We start from the raw sequence: 18,143 nt of genomic DNA, 5'->3' as shown, positions 1-18,143 counted from the left end.
TGGCGACGAAGACGCCCAGGCAGGCCATGAGGAGCGTGGCCGCACGGCGGTCGCTCCCCGGTCCGCTCACGGCTGTCGTGCTGGTCATGGGCATCCTCCTTCGGCATCACGGACGAACGCGCCCGCTCCCGAAGACTCGGCCACACCGCGCGAGAACACCTATCCGACAGTCGAGGACATGCTGATACCTCTACATCGGGCATCGACAGTGTCAGAATTCCGCCATGCCTGATGCTGTGGACCGCGCCATCCTCCGTACGCTGCAACTGGCGCCCCGCGCTCCCTTCCGCCTGATCGGCGAGATCGCCGGGGTCTCCGAGCAGACCGCCGCCCGCCGCTACCAGGCACTGCGCCGGGCTGGCGTGCTGCGCGTCATCGGTCTGGTCGACCCCGCGGTGTACGGGGATGCCCGCTGGGTGGCGCGGATCCGCTGCCGGCCGGACCGGGTCGATCCGCTGGCCCGCGCCCTGGCACAGCGCCCCGACATCGCGTACGCCGCGCTGGCCTCCGGCGGATCGGAGATCATCTGCGTGATCAGCGCGCCGGTGCACGCCCCGCGCGAGGACATCCTCCTGCGGCAGCTGCCCCGCGCCTCCGCCGTCCTGGACGTCACGATCGACCTGATGCTGCACCCCTTCGGCGACCAGGGTCTGCCGGGCGACTGGACGGGCTACGGCGATCCGCTCGACGCCGCGCAGCTCCGGCTCCTCGACCCGCACCGGCCGCCCGTGCCGAAGGGCCCGCCGCTGCCCACCACGGACGCGGACGCGCCCCTGCTCGCGGCCCTCGCCGAGGACGGCCGGGTCACTCAGGCCCGGCTCGCCGAGGTCACCGGCTGGTCACCCGCGCGCGTGGCCCGGCGCCTCGTCGCCCTGGAGCGCTCCGGCACCCTCTTCTACGACGTGGATCTGCTGCCCGAGCCGCTGGGCCACCGCCTGAACGCGACGCTGTGGCTGCGCGTCCCGCCCGCCGAGCTGGAGCGCGTCGGTCTCGCGCTGGCGCGCCACGACGAGGTCGCCTTCGCGGCCGCCGTGAGCGGTACGCACAACATCATGGCGAGCATCGCCTGCCGCGACGCCGAGGACTTCTACCGCTATCTGACGACACGGGTCGCGGCGATCGGCGGGATCGACGCGTACAGCGTCAGCATCCGGGTCCGGCGGCTGAAACAGGCCGCCTCGCTGATCACGCACGGCCGGCTGGTCCACTCGCCGTCCTGACCGGGCCGGTCCCCGGCGCGCGGGTCGGTCGTCGGCGCGGCACGCGACGCCGGCGAGGGCACGGTCACATGCGGTCGGCCCTGGTCAGCCCCGGCCCCACCTGGCAGGATCGCGCGCATGCCGCTCACCGCCCTGCGCCGCCTCCGCCCGGCCCGCCGCCGCGCCCTCACCGGGGCCGTGGCCGGACTGGTGGCGGCCGGGCTGCTGCTGTGGTGGCTGCTGCCCCTGGAGGACACCAGGCCGAGCGGCAGCGTGACGTTCAGCACCGGTGCGCGCACCGGCGTCTACGAGCGCTACGGGAACCTCCTCAAGGCGGCCATGGCGCGCGACCTGCCGGAGGTCGACGTGCGGCTCGACGGCAGCGAGGGCTCGCTGGACAACGTGAAGCGGGTGGCGACCGGGAAGGCCGACTTCACGATCGCCGCGGCGGACGCGGTCGCCAAGTACCGGATCGACCAGCGCGCGGGCGCCGACCAGCTGCGCGGCTGCGCGCGGCTCTACGACGACTACATGCAGCTCGTCGTGCCCCGCTCCTCCGACGTGGATTCGGTCGCCGACCTGCGGGGCAAGCGGGTGGCGGTGGGCGGCCGCGCCTCCGGGGTGCGGCTGGTCGCCGACCGGATCCTGCGGGCCGCCGGTCTGGACATCGACAAGGACGTCGACGCCGTGGGCATCGGGATAGACACCATGCCGACGGCGCTCGAGGCGGGGCAGATCGACGCGTTCTTCTGGTCGGGCGGTCTGCCCACCACGCATGTGCGCAAGCTGTCGGAAAAGGTGCCGATCCGGCTCGTGGAGCTCGGCACGCTGATCGACAAACTGCACGCCCAGGGCGGCTCCTCCCGCTACTACCGGGCCGCCACGATGCCGGCCGACGCCTATCCGTACGCGCAGCGAGGCAAGGCCGTCAGCACGCTGGCCGTCGCGAACCTGCTGGTCACGACGGACCGCATGGACCCGTCCATGGCCGAGGCCGTGACGCGGACCGTGATCGACAGTCGCGACCACATCGGCGCGGTGGTGCACGCCGCGCAGCTCGTGGACCTGCGCACGGCGATCTACACGGACCCGCTGGCGCTCGACGAGGGCGCGCGGCGCTACTACCGCTCGGTCAAGCCCTGAGCGACGCTCGCCTCGACACCCTGGCGCGGGACCGGTGCGGTTCTCGGCACGCGCAGCGTCACGCGCAGGCCGTGCGGCTCGTGGTGCGCGTACGAGATCGAGCCGCCGCCCGCGGTGAGCAGCGCGCGGGAGATGGACAGCCCGAGGCCCGACCCCTTCACGTTCTGATGGCGGCCGCTGCGCCAGAAGCGGTCGCCGATGCGCGCGAGCTCCTCGTCGCGCAGGCCGGGGCCGCCGTCGGCGACCTCGACGGCGGTCGTCTCCCCGTTGGCCACGACCGTCACGGTGACCTGCTCGCCCTCGGGCGTGAACTTGAGCGCGTTGTCGACCACCGCGTCCAGGGCGCTGGACAGGGCGACGGGATCCGCCCAGCCGGTGGCTGCCGGGCACTGCGCGACGAGCCGCACCCCCTTCTCCTCGGCCGTCAGCCGCCATGCCTCGACGCGCTCGGCGGCGAGCTCCCCGATGTCGGTCAACTGCAGGTCGGCGGCGGCGTGCTCGGCCAGGGCGAGGTCCAGCAGGTCGTCGAGGACCCGGGCCAGGCGCTTGCCCTCGGCCCGTACGGACGCGATCTCCTCGTTTCCCTCCGGTAGCTCGTAGGACAGCACCTCGATGCGCAGCAGCAGGGCGGCGAGCGGATTGCGCAGCTGATGCGAGGCGTCGGCGACGAAGGCACGCTGCTGCTCCAGCACGTCCTCGACGTGGTCGGCCATCTCGTTGAACGACCGGGCCAGGCGCCTGAGTTCCGGCGGACCGCCGGCGGCGGCGACCCGTGACTTGAGCCGGCCGGTGGCGATGTCGTGCGTGGTGGCGTCGAGGACGCGGACCGGGCGCAGCACCCACCCCGTCAGGCGCAGGGCGGCGCCCACGGCGAGCAGCATCGCGGCGGCCTCGCCCGCGGCGATGACCAGCCAGCCGCGCAGGGTCTTGGCGCGCATCGCGCCGGTCGGCGAGTCCGTGACGACGACGGCGACGACATCGCCGTCGCGGATGACCGGCGACGCCACGACGAGCCGCCCCTGCTGCCAGGGCCACACCTGGGCCGGGTCGTGGCTGCGGCGGGAGTACAGCGCCTCGTCGAACGCCTGGCGCAGGGCGCCCCGGTCCGGGACGTCGAAGCCGCTCGGGGACAGCGCCATCGGCACCTGGTCGCGGTAGAAGACGCCCGCCCGGATCCCGTAGACGGCGTAGTAGCGGTCGATCTCCTTCTGGAGCGTCTGGCGGCGCTCGTCGGGGACCTGGCCGCCGCTCTCCCGCGGCCTGGTGGTGACGAACTGGGCGAGCGAGGCGAATCGGGCGGTGTCGTCGATGCGGTCGACGACCACCTTCTGCTGCTGGGCCGAGGCCACGCTCACCGCGAGCGGGAAGCCCAGCGCGAGCAGCACGCCCGCCATGAGGACGATGAGCAGCGGAAGCAGACGGGCGCGCACCCGGGGACTCTACGGCTTCCGCTACGCGGCCGGGGCGACGAGCCGGTAGCCGACGCCGCGGACGGTCTCGATCAGGGCGGGCATGCGCAGCTTGGAGCGCAGGGAGGCCACGTGCACCTCCAGAGTGCGCCCTGTGCCCTCCCAACTGGTGCGCCAGACCTCGCTGATGATCTGCTCCCTGCGGAAGACGACGCCGGGCCGCTGCGCGAGGAGGGCCAGCAGGTCGAACTCCTTGCGGGTGAGCGGCACGGCGGCGCCCTCCACGGTGACCTGCCGGGTGGGCAGGTCGATGATCACGCCGCCGACGCGCACCTCGTGGTCCGCGGCCGGGGCCGGCTCCTCCTGCACGCTGCGCCGGCTCACGGCGTGGATGCGGGCGAGCAGCTCGCCGGTGTCGTACGGCTTCACCACGTAGTCGTCGGCGCCGAGGTTGAGGCCGTGGATACGCGAACGGACGTCCGCGCGCGCGGTGACCATGATGACCGGCGTGGAGGTGCGCTTGCGGATCTTCCCGCACACCTCGTAGCCGTCCTGGTCCGGCAGCCCCAGGTCGAGCAGCACCACTCCGAAGGCGGCGGGGTCCGGGACCAGGGCCTGGAGAGCCTCTTCCCCGTTGCGCGCGTGCCGCACCTCGAAGCCGTGCCGGGAGAGCACGGCGGACAGGGCCGCGGCGACGTGATCGTCGTCCTCGACGAGCAGCAGTCTCATTCCGGCCCCCTCACCTGTCTCGATCCCATGGGTTCACCCAGGCATCCACGCCGATGCACGAGGATGTCGTCAAGGGCGTTCGGGGCCGCTCCGTGTTCCGTTATGCAGCCGGTACGCGCGGGCCGCACCCCTTCACACATAGTGTCCGGTTGCGGCCGGATCGTTATGCTCAATTTCCCCTCAGATGTAATGACGCTGGTCGTACCGGGTTACTACTGTCCTCCCAACCGAGGAGGATGGAGCAAGACCCCGATGACCGAAGTTTCGGTGACCAAGGACGCCACTCCGCCCGCGGGCGACACTCTGGTCGCGCTGAGCGGAGTCAACAAGCACTTCGGCGCTCTGCACGTGCTCCAGGACATCGACCTGACCATCGCCCGAGGCGAGGTCGTGGTCGTCATCGGCCCGTCGGGCTCGGGCAAGTCCACACTGTGCCGCACGATCAACCGCCTGGAGACCGTCGACGCGGGCGCCGTCACCATCGACGGAAAGCCGCTGCCCCAGGAGGGCAAGGAACTGGCCCGGCTGCGTGCGGACGTGGGCATGGTCTTCCAGTCCTTCAACCTCTTCGCGCACAAGACGGTGCTCGAGAACGTGACCCTGGGCCAGATCAAGGTCCGCAAGGCGGACAAGAAGCAGGCCGAGGAGAAGGCGCGCGCGCTGCTGGACCGCGTGGGCGTCGGCGCCCAGGCGGACAAGTACCCCGCGCAGCTGTCCGGTGGGCAGCAGCAACGCGTCGCCATCGCGCGCGCGTTGGCGATGGACCCCAAGGTGATGCTCTTCGACGAGCCCACGTCGGCGCTCGACCCGGAGATGATCAACGAGGTCCTCGAGGTGATGCAGCAGCTCGCCCGCGACGGCATGACGATGGTGGTGGTCACGCACGAGATGGGCTTCGCCCGCTCCGCGGCCAACCGCGTCGTGTTCATGGCGGACGGCCGCATCGTCGAGGAGGCCACCCCCGACCAGTTCTTCAGCAACCCGCGCAGCGATCGGGCCAAGGACTTCCTGTCGAAGATCCTGCACCACTAGACGCGCGCCGCACGTGCGCCCTCGATCGGGGCCCCGCGCGCGCGTGTTGAGTTTTTCCGACTGCCGAATCTGCCGACACGAAGGATGTTCACCATGAAGCTCCGCAAGTCCGCCGCCGTCGCGGCCGCTGTCGCCGCTCTCGCCCTGACCGCCACCGCGTGTGGCGGCGATTCCGGCAACGCCGGTGACAAGCCCGCGGGCGGTTCGGGCGGCAAGGACCAGCCGAAGCTGCCGACGTACGCGGTCGCCAAGGACGTGAAGGTCGACTCCGCGACCCTGAAGAAGGCCCAGAAGGCCGGCAAGATCGTCTTCGGCGCCAAGGACGACCAGCCGTTCCTGGGCTTCCAGGACACGGACGGCAAGCGGTCCGGCTTCGACATCGAGATCGCCAAGATGATCGCCGCCGACCTCGGCTTCAAGCCCGACCAGATCGAGTTCAAGACGGTCGACTCGAACGTCCGTGAGACGACGATCTCCAAGGGCGAGGTCGACCTCTACGTGGGCACCTACACGATCAACGACGAGCGCAAGAAGCAGGTCGGCTTCGCCGGTCCGTACTTCATGGCCGGCGCCGACCTCCTGGTGCGCGCCGACGAGAAGGGCGTCACCGGTCCGGACTCCCTCAAGGGCAAGACGGTCTGCTCCATCAAGGGCTCGACCCCGCTCCAGGAGATCAAGAAGCCCAAGTACGGCGCCAAGACGATCGAGCTGTCCAAGTACTCCGAGTGCGTGCAGCAGCTGCTCAACAACGAGGTCGACGCCGTCACCACGGACGACGCCATCCTCAAGGGCTACGCCGCCCAGCGCCCGACGAAGCTCAAGGTGGTCGGCAAGCCGTTCACCAAGGAGCCGTACGGCGTCGGCATGAACAAGGACGACAAGGCGCTGCGGGACGCGGTGAGCGACGCCATCGAGGCGCACGAGAAGAACGGCGACTACAAGAAGGCGTACGACGCGACGCTGGGCCTGTCCAAGTCGGCGTACACCGAGCCGCCGGCCCTCGAGCGCTACTGATCCCCGCCTGAGGAGCACGCCCCGCTCCGGGCGCACCGCTCGCGGTGCGCCCGCGGTGTGGCCTTTCCTGCCCGCCCGCCGCCCACGAGGACATCCCCGTGAACGTATTGCTCGACTATCTCCCGGAGTTCCGCGAGGGGTTCATAGGCACCGTCCTGCTGACCCTGGCCAGCGGGCTGCTGGCGATGGTCCTCGGCGTGATCATCGCCGGGTTCCGTGTCTCCCCCGTTCCCCCTCTGCGGCTGTTCGGCACCGCATGGGTGACGCTGTTCCGCAACACTCCCCTGACGCTGCTGTTCCTCATCGTCTGGTTCGTCCTGCCGGTGATCTTCTTCCCGGGTCTGAACCCGTGGATGAAGGCTCTGCTCACACTGAGCTGCTACACCTCGGCGTTCGTCTGTGAGGCCGTCCGCTCCGGCATCAACACGGTGCCGCTGGGCCAGGCCGAGGCCGCACGGTCGATCGGCATGACCTTCTCGCAGACCCTGCGCATGATCATCCTGCCGCAGGCCACCCGTACGGTGCTGCCGCCGCTCAGCTCGATCTTCATCGCGCTGACCAAGAACTCCGCCATCGCCGGTGCGTTCAGTGTCACCGAGCTCTTCAGCGTCCAGAAGCTGCTGAGCGACAAGGGCTTCGCGATCGGCTGGATCTTCCTGTGGGTGGCCCTCGGCTACCTCGTCATCACGTTCACCATCAGCGGTCTCTTCCGGCTGCTCGAGCGGCGCATGGGGGTCGCACGATGAGTTCGAGCGTCCTGTACGACGCGCCGGGTCCCCGGGCCCGGACACGCAACCGGATCTACACGGTCGTCGGTTCCCTCGCCATCCTCGGCCTGATCGCCTTCGCGATCTACCGGATGAACGAGAAGGGCCAGCTGGCGCCCGAGGTCTGGAACATCTTCAACAACGCGGGTGTGCGGACCAACATCCGCGACGGTGTGCTCACCACCCTGCAGGTGTTCGCCGTCGCCGGTGCGCTGTCCCTCGTGCTCGGCCTGCTCCTCGCGGTCGCACGACTGTCCGATCACAAGGCGGTCAGCTGGTGCGCGACCGGGTTCATCGAACTGTTCCGCGCCATCCCGCTGCTGATCACGATCTACGCCTTGTGGGTGCTTTTCCTCACCTACAAGGAGAACCTCGGCGTCTTCGGTGAGAGCTCCGGATTCTGGGCGCTCGTCATCGGGCTGAGCGTCTACAACGGCTGCGTCCAGGCCGAGGTGATCCGTGCGGGCGTCAACGCCGTGCCGCGCGGTCAGGTCGAGGCCGCGTACGCGCTGGGCCTGCGCAAGTCGCAGGTGATGACGATGCTCCAGCTGCCGCAGGCCGTACGGGCGATGCTCCCGACGATGATCAGCCAGCTCGTGGTGACCCTCAAGGACACCTCGCTGGGCTACGTCATCACCTACACGGAGCTGCTCTACACGGCCCGCCAGATGGCGAACAACATCATCGTCAACGGCGACAACCCCATCACGGCGGTCGTCATCGTCGTCGGAGCCATCTACATCGCGATGTGTCTGGCCCTGTCGGGGCTCGCGACATGGATCGAGCGCCGCGGCCGCCGGACCAAGAAGGGCGTCACCGTCGCGGCGGCCGCCGAGCCCGTCGTGGAACTGGCCGAGACGGACCTGCCGTCCTCCCGGAAGACGGACGGCGGTGCCTGACGGGGCATCACCGGAGCGGACGCCGGCGAGCGTATCGACGGAGGCAGTGGCATGATCGCCACTGCCTCCGTCACTTGACGCAAGCACCGGCAATGGGTTGCATACGCTCTGTGAACGCGCACCCCGCTCCAACTGCCTCTCTTCGTACGTCCAGTAAGCCGCCCGCGCCCTCGGCCGCGGCGTCTGTCGGGGCAGGAGGATCCGCGCCGTGGATCCGGTGATCGTCGTCGGTGCCGGGCCCGTCGGCCTCGCGCTGTCCCTCGCCCTCGCTCGTCAGGACGTGCCGTCCGTGGTGCTCGACGAGGGTCCCGGCAAGGACGACCACCGTCCGGCCCGCACCGTGGTGCTGCGTGACGACACCGCGGCGTTCGCCGGGCGGCTGGCCGGCCGGCCGCTCGACGGGCTCGGTGCCCGCTGGACCGGATGGCGCTCGCTCCGCCGCAAGCAGGAGATGCGCACGCTCACCTTCGGTGAACAACTGCCCGCGCCCCTGCACCTCGCTCAGCACGATCTGTCCGGCGCCCTGCGCGCGTCCGTCGCCGACGAGCCGCTCATCGACCTGGTGACGGACAGCCGCCTCGACTCGATCGAGAACGACGACTCCGGCGTCACGGCCCACACCCGTGGCCCCAAGGGCACCTGGTGGCGCGGAAGTCACCTCGTGGGCTGCGACGGCCCTCGCTCGACCGTGCGCAAACTGCTCGACATCCGTTTCCCCGGACGCACCGCCGTCGAGCGCCACGCCGTGGCGGCGCTGCGCACGGAACTTCCGTGGCCCGGTCAGGCGTTGCTCCATCGGAGCCCTCCGTGGCGAACCTCGGGTCCGTCGGGCGCGGAGATCGTCGGCCGCCCCCTCGCCGACGGCACCTGGCGCCTGGACTGGCTGCTGCCGCCCCGCAGCGACCTGGTGACTCCGGACGTGCTGGTCGCACGCGTCCGGGAGACCCTCGCGGGCTGGTGCGGAGGCTCCACCCCTCCGTACGAGCTGCTCGACACGGGCGTCCACACCGTCCACCACCGGCTCGCCCGCCGCTGGCGGGTGGGCCGCGCCTTCCTCGCCGGAGACGCCGCACACCTGCTGGGCGCACTCGGCACACAGGGGCTCGACGAAGGACTCCGAGACGCCGACAACCTGGCCTGGAAGCTGGCGCTGGCCTGGCACGACGCGCCCCGGAGCGATTCCGCCACGCTGCTCGACAGCTATCAGGCGGAGCGCCGCGCCGTCGTCGCGGGCCGGCTGCGCGCCGCGGACCAGGCACTGCCGATACTGCGGGGCGGCGGAGGCCTGCGCTCCTACGTGCCCGGCGCCGCCCGGGGACACGATGCGCTCCTCACGGACGGCCACCTGGGTCTCGGCCCGCTCGGCGCCCCGGGCGCCCACACGAACTCACCGCTCGCCGCGCCCCGGACCGACACCCAGACCACGACCGGCACCGAACCCGGCGCCCCGGTGAGCGACATCCGCGCGACGGCGCCCGACGGCACGACCGTACGGCTGCGGGACCGGCTCGGACGCGGACGGCTCCTCGTCGTCCTCGTCGCGCCCGGCACCGGGGTGTGGGAGCGCAAGCACTGGATGTCGGCGGGACTGATGCCGCGTCTCGCCGAGGCGATCACCGCGCTGCCCCACGAGACGGAACTGCTCGTGGCGGAGTCCTATCCCCAGGCCGCCGCACACACGGTGCTGCTGATCCGGCCCGACGGACACCTGGTCACGGCCCTGAGCGGGGTCCGGCCCACCGAACTCCTCGACGCCGCGCGGGTCGCCCTCGGAGGCGAGCCGACGGCGGACGAACCGGTGCGCAGCGGCGCACGGGGCGCCGCCGGTGGCCGAGCGTCGGGAGGCGCTGACCGTACGTGAGTTGACCGGCCTCCGCCACCATGGTGTACTCCGGAGCGTGACGATCGACACCGATGTGCGCCTGTGGCGGAGGGTCCATATGGACCTGGTCCGCTATGCGGGCTGCATGTGTCGTCCGTCCTGCTGATTCGCCTCTTTCCCTTCGTGTGCCCGCAGTCGATCGCCGGTGACCGGCGCCTGCGGCACGCGCTCTTCGCGAACCCCAGGACGGTACCCGTGTCTGTGACCACGTCTTCCCCCGCCTCGCCGGCGTCGGCCGCGCCCCGCGCCACCGCCGACGCCCCCTCACACGTCGCGCCCACCCAGGCCGAACTGCTCGAGTTCGTCCGCCGCGCCGCCGCCGACCACGACCTCGTCGCCTCGCTGCCCCTCGATCCGGAAGGGCGTACCTGGGTGCGCCTCGACGGCCCCGGCGGCAGCGAGGCCTGGCTCATCGGCTGGCCGCCGGGCACCGGCACCGGCTGGCACGACCACGCCGACTCCGTGGGCGCCTTCCTCACCGCCTCCGGTGAGCTCAAGGAGAACTCCCTCGCCGCCCGCCTGCCCACGGACGGCTGGAAGACGCTGGAGCTCTCCGAGGACGTGGACCGGGAGCGCGCACTCGGCCCCGGCCGTGGACGGGCCTTCGGCCGCCACCACGTCCACGAGGTCCTCAACGAGTCGCCCACCGAGCACGCTGTCTCGGTCCACGCGTACTACCCTCCGCTGCCGCAGATCCGCCGGTACAGCCGCACCGGGCAGATCCTGCGGCTCGAGGCCGTCGAGCGCCCGGCGGACTGGCAGTGACCGCCGCCCCCGGCTCCGGGCCGGGCCCCGTGGGCATCGACGGGCTGCTCGAGCGGGTGCGGTCCGGACTCGACCGGGTCGAGGCCGGTGACGCGTTCGCCCTGGCCGCCGCGGGCGAGGCCCTGCTCGTCGACATCCGGTACGCGGAGCTGCGCGAGCGCGACGGGCTGATCCCGGGCGCCCTGGTGGTGGAGCGCAACGAACTGGAGTGGCGCCTCGATCCCTGGGGCAGCCACCGCGCCCCCGAGGCGACCGGCCACGACCTGCGGGTCGTGGTGGTCTGCAACGAGGGCTACGCCTCCAGTCTCGCGGCCGTGTCCTTGCGCCAGTTGGGGCTGCACCGGGCGACGGACCTCGTGGGCGGGTTCCAGGCGTGGCGGTCAGCCGGGCTGCCCGTGAGCGGGGGCGCGGGTTCGCCTTCCTGACCGCTGTGGTGGGCCGGGCGGCGAGGCGCCGGGGCATCGCTTGCCGAGGTGCCGGGTGGTCCCTTGGCAGGTGGCCGCTTGGCAGGTGGCCGCTTGGCAGGTGGCTGCTTGCCGAGCTGCCGGGTGGCCGACCAGCCGCGTGGCCGTGACTGTCTCCGGCTACTCCTTCGCGGTCGCTGCCGTGACGGGAGGCACCCTGAGTGCCACCCGTCCCGGCAGCGCCGTCGCGGTGAGCGCGAGCAGCGCCGCAAGGGCGACGACCGACACGTACGCGAGGGGCACGACGGCCGGTGCCACCGCCCCTGTCATCCCGAGGCTGAACGCGCTCAGCACCGCCAGCGCGATCCCGCTGCCCAGCGCCGTGCCCATCAGGACGACGGTCAGCGCCTCGACGCGCAGCATCCGCAGCACCTGGCGCCGGCTCGCCCCGGCGAGCCTCAGCAGTGCGAACTCGCGGATGCGCTCCGACACCGACATGGCGAGCGTGTTGACGACGGCGATCGCGGTGAAGGCGAGGACCAGGGCCATCGCGAGCAGGTTGACCTCCGCGTTCTCCTGCTGCCCCGCCTTCTGGAGCCCGTCGGCCGCTTCCCTCGAAAGAATGCGGATACCGGGGAACTCGCTCAGTGCACTCGCGAGTTGACTCTGTGTGCGGTCGCTGGAGACGAGTACGGAGGAGGCGAGGGGATTGTCGATGTGGCGGGCGAGCAGAGCATGGTCGACGGTCAGATCGCCGAAGCCGAGACCCCTGGCGTAGACGGCGGAGACGGTGAGCGTGGCGGGCGTGCCGTCGCCCAACGTGACCTTCAGAGGGCTTCCGGGCTTCAGGCCGAGCTGATCCGCGGCCAGTTCGCTGACGGCGACCGAGTGGGGGCCGAATCCGTCCAGCGTTCCCGAGGTGACGTCGGGGTCCCAGGTCCGGGTGAGTCCGCCGGGGCTGACGCCCTGGATCGGGTACTTGTCGAGCCCGACCCGGGCCGTGGAGCGGACGACCTGGGTGACGACGGTGTCGTGGTGCGTGTCCAGGGCGCGTACGGCTCCCTCGGGGACACCGGGCCCCTCACCGGAGACGACCCAGTCGGCGCGGATTCCGTCGCGGGTCTGGGCCCGCGCGGCGTCACCGAGCGTGGGCTGGGCGAAGAGGACGGTGCAGGCCATGCCCACGAGAAGGGTGAGTGGTGTGACGACAGCGGCCATGCGGCCCGCATGGCCCCGGAGGTTGGCGGTCGCGAGTCGCGCACCGGGTCCGGCGGTGCGCAGCGGCCGGCCGATGAGGGCGACGGTGGCCCGGACGAGCAGCGGACCGAGAAGGGAGACGGCGAGACAGAGCACGACGACCGTCAGGAACGTGACGGGTGTGGAGGCCGCCTCGGTACGGAGTCCGGTGAGGACGACGACGAGGACCGTGCCGCCGGCGAGCGCGACGAGCCCGGCGACGGTCCGTGCGACAGCGGGGCGGGACGGCTCCGCAGCCGACTCGGACAAGGACTCGGCCGGCCGGATACGGGTGATACGGCGGGCGGCGACCGCGGCCGCGGCCCTGGCTCCGACGAGCGTGGCGAGAAGTGCGGCGGCCACCGGGAAGAGGCTCACGCTGCGCTCCAGCGTGGGCGGCACAGCGCCGAGTTCGACGAAGCGCTGATGCAGCAGGTCGCCGAGCGGCAGTCCGAGCAGCGCGCCGACCGTGCCGGCCACGGCGCCGACGACGAGTGCTTCGCGTCCGAGGAGGGTGCGGATCTGACGGGGCGTGGCCGCGATGGCGCGCAGCAGGGCGAGTTCGCGGTGGCGCTGCTGCACGGACAGGACGAAGGTGCCGACGACGACGAGGACGGCCACGAGCAGCGACGTGCCGCCCATGGCGCCACCCATGCTGACGAGCTTCACGCGGGCGGCCGACGCGTCCAGGAACTCGACAGCGCCGCGCGCGTCCCCGGTCGTCACACGGACGCCCCGCGCCCCGTGCGACGCCTGCGCGCTGTCCGATGCCTGCGCGCTGTCCGGTCCCTGCGCCCGGACCGGCGTCTGCGGACCGTTCGCGCCCTTCGTCGCGGTCAGCGCCAGCGTGACGGTGTGCGCCAACTCCTCGGTGTCCTGGCCGCCTTCGGGCACGACTCCGATGGCTGTGACCATCCCCGGGTGCGCGGCGAGCCGCTGGGCCTCTGCCGTGGAGAAGAACAGCGCGCTCTGGTGGGTCACTTCGGTCCCCGCCCCGGGGGCGGCGATGCCGGTGACCCGGTAGGTGCGTGGGTCCTGCGTGGACTGCACGGTCAGTGTGTCGCCGGTGGCGAGACCGGCCCGGCGGGCGAGGTCCTGGTCGACGACGATGTCGTGCGTGGAGCGGGGCGCGCTGCCTGACGTCAGGGTGAAGGGAGTGAGCACCGCCGAGTCCCACGCATGTCCGAGAGCCGGTCGTGCGGGGTCCTGCGCGCCCTTGGCCATGGGCTGGGCGGGGAAGGTCAGTTCGGGAACGGCGCGCTGGACGCCGGGCACCGCCCGGACCCGCTGCACGGCATCCTGCGGCAGCCAGGCGCGCTCGGCGAGTGGCTTCGCCTTGTGCTTGACCTTCGTCTTGCCCTTCTTGTGCTTGACGACGGTCTGGTGCACGTCCTGGTCCGCGGAGACGAGGATCGGGGCGGCCGTGTACCGCTCCGGGCGGATGTCGCCGCGCAGACCCGTCTCGAGCAGAGTGCCGCAGGCCGTGATCAGGGCGGCGGCACACATCAGGGCGACAAAGGCGCCGAGGAACCCGCCCTTGCGCTCCCGGACGGTGCCCAGGGCGTACCGCAGCATCATGGCGTCCTGCCCGGGAAGTCCGCGCGCATCGTCGATGTCATGCGCCCAGACTCCCGCCCGGACCCCGTCCCCGGCATTGCGGTGACCCGGCCTCTTCGGGCGGGGGTTAACCCCAGGAACGCGGCGTGTCACCGGGCCTTCCGGGAGTCTCACCGCCCGACCGGCGTGGCTCGGACGCTTCTCGGACTACGCACAGACACACGACGTACAGGCCTGCCACGTACAGGCCGCCCGCCACGTACAGACGCACCACGTGCAGACGCGCTCCGTACAGCCGAAAGCGGCCTGGTCGATCTGCGGCCTCGAGTTCCTTGGTGGAGCTCAGTCGGCGAAGCCGAGGTCCTCCGTGTCCTCTCCCTCTTCTTCCAGCGCCTGCCGGACCACGCGCAGCGCCATGCCCTCCGGATACCCCTTGCGGGCCAGCATTCCGGCGAGCCGGCGGAGCCGCTTGTCCCGGTCGAGGCCACGGGTGGAGCGGAGCTTGCGGGCGACGAGCTCGCGGGCGGTGTCCTCCTCCTGCTCCGAGTCCAGCTGCCCCACCGCCTCGTCGATCACGGCGGAGTCGACGCCCTTGGTGCGCAGCTCCCGGGCGAGGGCCCGTCGGGCCAGCCCCCTGCCGTGATGCCGGGACTCCACCCAGGCGTCCGCGAAGGCCGTGTCGTTGATCAGGCCGACCTCCTCGAACCGGGACAGCACCTCCTCCGCCACGTCGTCCGGGATCTCCCGCTTGCGCAACGCGTCAGCCAGCTGCTTGCGCGTGCGCGGGGTCCCGGTGAGCAGACGCAGACAGATGTTCCGCGCCCGCTCCGCCGGGTCCCCTGACGATCCCTCTCGCTCGGCCCTCGACGAGCCAGGGGGACCGTCGTCCTGTGCGGAGCCGGACGGATCCCCGAATCCGCCGCGGCGCCGTCGCCCGCGCTGTCCGCTGCCGGTGCGCGAGCGCCCACCACGGCGCGGCCGGTCGTCCGCGCTCTCCCCCGCTGCGACGTCGTGGCCGGAATACCCGTCCACGGCGTCGTCGTACTCACCGGCGGCCCCGCCGTGGCCCCGGCCCTCGGGGACAGCGGGGCGGTCGTCGTACTCGGCCCAGTCGGTGCGTCGTGTCACGGACTAGCTCTTGGCCGCCGCGGCCTTGGACTTGGCGGCCTTGGGCGCGGGCACCGACTTGGCCGCGTCCTCGGCGGGAGCGGAGGCAGGGGCCGCCACGTCAGCCGCCGGCTCGGCGGTGGGCTCCTCCGGACGGACGCCGACGCCGAGCTTCTCCTTGATCTTCTTCTCGATCTCGTTGGCCAGGTCGGGGTTGTCCTTCAGGAAGTTGCGCGCGTTCTCCTTGCCCTGGCCGAGCTGGTCGCCCTCGTACGTGTACCAGGCGCCCGCCTTGCGGACGAAGCCGTGCTCCACGCCCATGTCGATCAGGCCGCCCTCGCGGGAGATGCCCTGGCCGTACAGGATGTCGAACTCGGCCTGCTTGAAGGGCGGCGCGACCTTGTTCTTGACGACCTTGACGCGCGTGCGGTTGCCCACCGCGTCCGTGCCGTCCTTCAGCGTCTCGATACGGCGGATGTCCATGCGGACCGAGGCGTAGAACTTCAGCGCGCGGCCACCGGTCGTGGTCTCCGGCGAACCGAACATCACGCCGATCTTCTCGCGCAGCTGATTGATGAAGATCGCGGTGGTCTTCGACTGGTTCAGCGCACTGGTGATCTTGCGGAGCGCCTGGCTCATCAGTCGGGCCTGGAGACCCACGTGCGAGTCACCCATCTCGCCCTCGATCTCCGCACGCGGGACGAGTGCGGCGACGGAGTCGATGACGATGAGGTCCAGGGCGCCGGAACGGACCAGCATGTCGACGATCTCGAGCGCCTGCTCGCCGTTGTCCGGCTGGGACAGGATCAGGTTGTCGATGTCGACGCCGAGCTTCTTCGCGTACTCGGGGTCGAGGGCGTGCTCCGCGTCCACGAAGGCCACCGCGCCGCCGGCCTTCTGGGCATTGGCCACGGCGTGCAGGGTCAGGGTCGTCTTGCCGGAGGACTCCGGGCCGTAGATCTCCACCACACGGCCGCGCGGGATGCCGCCGACGCCCAGCGCCACGTCGAGCGCGGTCGAGCCGGTCGAGATGACCTCGATGGGCTCCTGGGACCGCTCGCCCATGCGCATGACCGCGCCCTTGCCGAATTGCCGTTCAATCTGTGCGAGCGCGGCGTCCAGCGCCTTCTCGCGGTCGGTTCCTGCCATGGGTTCCACCCGATTTGCTTGAGTCGATCGCTTCACGTCAAAGACGCTAACGCCTGCCACTGACAATCGGCCTCGACGCCCGTCAGCCTGTGGATAACTCGAGGCTCCTCGCCCGGCCACCGCCCGTGGATCCCCTGGGATTCCTGGGCAGCGAGCCCTTGGACACTCCATAAGAATGGATGTTCGATTTTGGTGTCAAGCGCACCACGCGGTCACAGCCGTACCGCTGTCGCCGGGCGCCGGGGCCGGACGAGAAGCACCGGCGGACGTGCGGCTACCGCGTCCCCGAGCCGGTTCCGCCGTGGGAGCCGGACCCCGGCCCGGCGTCCTGCCCCGTCCCCCGCCCGGCTCGCGGACCGGCCTCCGGCCCGCTCGCACCGGACCCCTGCACCAGCCGCCGCACCCGGTTCGCGAGGGACGACCCGGCCCGGTTGCGATGCCCCTGGACCCGGGGGTCGTCGGTGACGTCGTACCGCTTCACGTACGCCCCGAGGAACGCCTGCAGCGTAGCGACCGCCGGAATCGCGATCAGCGCGCCGACGGCACCGAGCAGAGCCGTGCCCACGATGACCGACCCGAAGGCGACGGCGGGGTGGATGTCGACCGTCTTCGCCGTCAGTTTCGGCTGCAGCACGTAGTTCTCGAACTGCTGGTAGATCACGACGAAGCCGAGCACCCACAGCGCGTACCAGGGGTCCACCGTGAACGCGATCAGCATCGGCAGGGCGCCCGCCAGGTACGTGCCGATCGTCGGGATGAACTGCGAGACGAGTCCGACCCAGACCCCGAGCACCGGCGCGTAAGGCACGTCGAGCGCGGCCAGCAGGATGTAGTGCGCGATGCCGGAGATCAGCGCCATCAGGCCGCGCGAATACAGGTACCCGCCGGTCTTGTCGACGGCGATCTCCCAGGCACGCAGCACCTCGGCCTGCTTGGCCGGCGGCAGCACCGAGCACAGCGCGCGCCGCAGGCGCGGTCCGTCGGCGGCGAAGTAGAAGGAGAACAGCAGTATCGTCAGCAGCTGGAACAGCCCACCGAGCACCTGCGTGGACACGTCCAGGACGCCGCTCGCGCTGTTCTGCACGTACTTCTGCAGCCAGTCCGAGTGGAGCAGGCTGTCCTGGACCTCGACCCTGTTGAGGTCCGTGTGGAACGTCTCGTTGATCCAGTTGATGACCTGGTCGAGGTACTTCGGGAAGTCCTCGACCATGTCCACGATCTGCCCCGCGAGCATCGAGCCGAGCAGCACGATGAAGCCCGCCGTCACGATCAGCACGCCGAGGAAGACGATGCCCGTGGCCAGCCCGCGACGCATGCGTCGCGCGGCCATCCAGCTCACGGCCGGCTCCACGGCGAGGGCGAGGAAGAACGCGATCAGTACGTTGATCAGCAGCCCGGTGATCTGGTGGAACGCCCAACTGCCCAGCTGGAAACAGGCGATGAGGGTGAGCGCGAGCACCATGGCGCGCGGCAGCCAGCGCGGCATGCCCGCGCGCGGGGCCTGTCCGGCAGGGGCCACAGGGGGCGTCGCGCCGGGCGGTGCGGCGTCGGCCGCCGTCTGGAGGGTCTCGTCTGTCGCTGCCACGGTGCCAGTGTCGCCCACGCCACCGACCGCCGGTGGCCGCCCCCGGTCCGTCACCGGGTCAGCGCTTCTCTGCCGGTACGTCCATCGTGGTGCACACCACGCGCCAGACGTCCTTGGCCTCCCACCCCGCGTCGAGCGCCTGGTGGACCGTGCGCCCGCCGAGCCCCGCCATCACGTGGTCGCGCGCGAACGTGTCGGCGTACCCGGACCCGAAGTGATCCGCCATTAGCTGCCAGAAGACCGTCAACCGCATGCCTCCAGTATCC

General features: G+C 71.3%; 16 protein-coding genes. 9 read left to right on the top strand and 7 right to left on the bottom strand.

Going from position 1 to position 18,143, the window contains the following annotated elements:
- Positions 1–224 precede the first annotated feature (224 nt).
- Both GTW43_RS29490 and GTW43_RS29485 read left to right on the top strand, forming a co-directional pair.
- The gene (locus tag GTW43_RS29490; RefSeq protein ID WP_161302134.1) at positions 225–1,220 is read left to right on the top strand and encodes an Lrp/AsnC family transcriptional regulator; all 996 of its coding nucleotides are present in this window, start codon (positions 225–227) and stop codon (positions 1,218–1,220) included.
- A 117-nt stretch (positions 1,221–1,337) separates the two neighbouring features.
- On the top strand, positions 1,338–2,342 hold the full coding sequence (locus GTW43_RS29485; RefSeq protein WP_161305043.1) for a TAXI family TRAP transporter solute-binding subunit: 1,005 nt from the start codon (positions 1,338–1,340) through the stop codon (positions 2,340–2,342).
- Here the strand turns inward: GTW43_RS29485 and GTW43_RS29480 are convergent.
- Both GTW43_RS29480 and GTW43_RS29475 read right to left on the bottom strand, forming a co-directional pair.
- Complete coding sequence (locus tag GTW43_RS29480; protein ID WP_161305042.1) at positions 2,321–3,772, bottom strand: HAMP domain-containing sensor histidine kinase; 1,452 nt, start codon at positions 3,770–3,772, stop codon at positions 2,321–2,323. The two genes, GTW43_RS29485 and GTW43_RS29480, sit on opposite strands and share 22 nt — an antisense overlap.
- Before the next feature lie 21 nt (positions 3,773–3,793).
- Positions 3,794–4,480 carry a response regulator transcription factor gene (locus GTW43_RS29475; protein ID WP_161305041.1) on the bottom strand — a complete coding sequence of 229 codons (687 nt, stop codon included), beginning with the start codon at positions 4,478–4,480 and terminating at the stop codon, positions 3,794–3,796.
- 252 nt (positions 4,481–4,732) lie between these two features.
- On the opposite strand from GTW43_RS29475, the gene GTW43_RS29470 reads away from it, so the two are divergent.
- The 7 genes from GTW43_RS29470 (at position 4,733) to GTW43_RS29440 (ending at position 11,264) form a co-directional block, all read left to right on the top strand.
- Positions 4,733–5,512 carry an amino acid ABC transporter ATP-binding protein gene (locus tag GTW43_RS29470; protein WP_161305040.1) on the top strand — a complete coding sequence of 260 codons (780 nt, stop codon included), beginning with the start codon at positions 4,733–4,735 and terminating at the stop codon, positions 5,510–5,512.
- Positions 5,513–5,605: 93 nt separating this feature from the next.
- Complete coding sequence (locus GTW43_RS29465; RefSeq protein WP_161305039.1) at positions 5,606–6,526, top strand: glutamate ABC transporter substrate-binding protein; 921 nt, start codon at positions 5,606–5,608, stop codon at positions 6,524–6,526.
- A 98-nt stretch (positions 6,527–6,624) separates the two neighbouring features.
- Positions 6,625–7,272 (top strand): amino acid ABC transporter permease, encoded by a 648-nt coding sequence (locus GTW43_RS29460; RefSeq protein ID WP_161305038.1) that lies wholly within the window; start codon positions 6,625–6,627, stop codon positions 7,270–7,272.
- Entirely contained in the window at positions 7,269–8,192 is a 924-nt protein-coding gene (locus GTW43_RS29455; protein ID WP_161305037.1) for an amino acid ABC transporter permease, read from the top strand. The genes GTW43_RS29460 and GTW43_RS29455 overlap by 4 nt, the downstream gene beginning before the upstream one ends.
- Positions 8,193–8,400: 208 nt before the next feature.
- On the top strand, positions 8,401–10,053 hold the full coding sequence (locus GTW43_RS29450) for an FAD-dependent monooxygenase (protein WP_161305036.1): 1,653 nt from the start codon (positions 8,401–8,403) through the stop codon (positions 10,051–10,053).
- A gap of 216 nt (positions 10,054–10,269) precedes the next feature.
- Positions 10,270–10,839 carry a cysteine dioxygenase gene (locus GTW43_RS29445; RefSeq protein WP_161305035.1) on the top strand — a complete coding sequence of 190 codons (570 nt, stop codon included), beginning with the start codon at positions 10,270–10,272 and terminating at the stop codon, positions 10,837–10,839.
- Positions 10,836–11,264 (top strand): rhodanese-like domain-containing protein, encoded by a 429-nt coding sequence (locus GTW43_RS29440; RefSeq protein ID WP_343246153.1) that lies wholly within the window; start codon positions 10,836–10,838, stop codon positions 11,262–11,264. Before GTW43_RS29445 ends, GTW43_RS29440 begins: the two co-directional genes overlap by 4 nt.
- A gap of 159 nt (positions 11,265–11,423) precedes the next feature.
- Here the strand turns inward: GTW43_RS29440 and GTW43_RS29435 are convergent, their stop codons facing one another.
- The 5 genes from GTW43_RS29435 to GTW43_RS29415 form a co-directional block, all read right to left on the bottom strand.
- Positions 11,424–14,057 (bottom strand): FtsX-like permease family protein, encoded by a 2,634-nt coding sequence (locus tag GTW43_RS29435; protein WP_161305034.1) that lies wholly within the window; start codon positions 14,055–14,057, stop codon positions 11,424–11,426.
- 321 nt (positions 14,058–14,378) lie between these two features.
- Complete coding sequence (recX, locus tag GTW43_RS29430) at positions 14,379–15,164, bottom strand: recombination regulator RecX (protein WP_161305033.1); 786 nt, start codon at positions 15,162–15,164, stop codon at positions 14,379–14,381.
- A 3-nt stretch (positions 15,165–15,167) separates the two neighbouring features.
- On the bottom strand, positions 15,168–16,292 hold the full coding sequence (recA, locus tag GTW43_RS29425; RefSeq protein ID WP_161305032.1) for a recombinase RecA: 1,125 nt from the start codon (positions 16,290–16,292) through the stop codon (positions 15,168–15,170).
- Between the two features lie 274 nt (positions 16,293–16,566).
- Complete coding sequence (locus GTW43_RS29420) at positions 16,567–17,877, bottom strand: AI-2E family transporter (protein WP_343246152.1); 1,311 nt, start codon at positions 17,875–17,877, stop codon at positions 16,567–16,569.
- Positions 17,878–17,935: 58 nt separating this feature from the next.
- Positions 17,936–18,130, bottom strand: coding sequence for a DUF3046 domain-containing protein (locus GTW43_RS29415; RefSeq protein WP_161305031.1), 195 nt, complete (start codon positions 18,128–18,130; stop codon positions 17,936–17,938).
- Between the last annotated feature and the right edge of the window lie 13 nt (positions 18,131–18,143).

Origin of the sequence: Streptomyces sp. SID5785 (genome assembly GCF_009870065.1) — a bacterium.
Taxonomy (GTDB): Bacteria; Actinomycetota; Actinomycetes; order Streptomycetales; family Streptomycetaceae; genus Streptomyces.
This window is presented reverse-complemented; position numbering and strand designations above follow the sequence as displayed.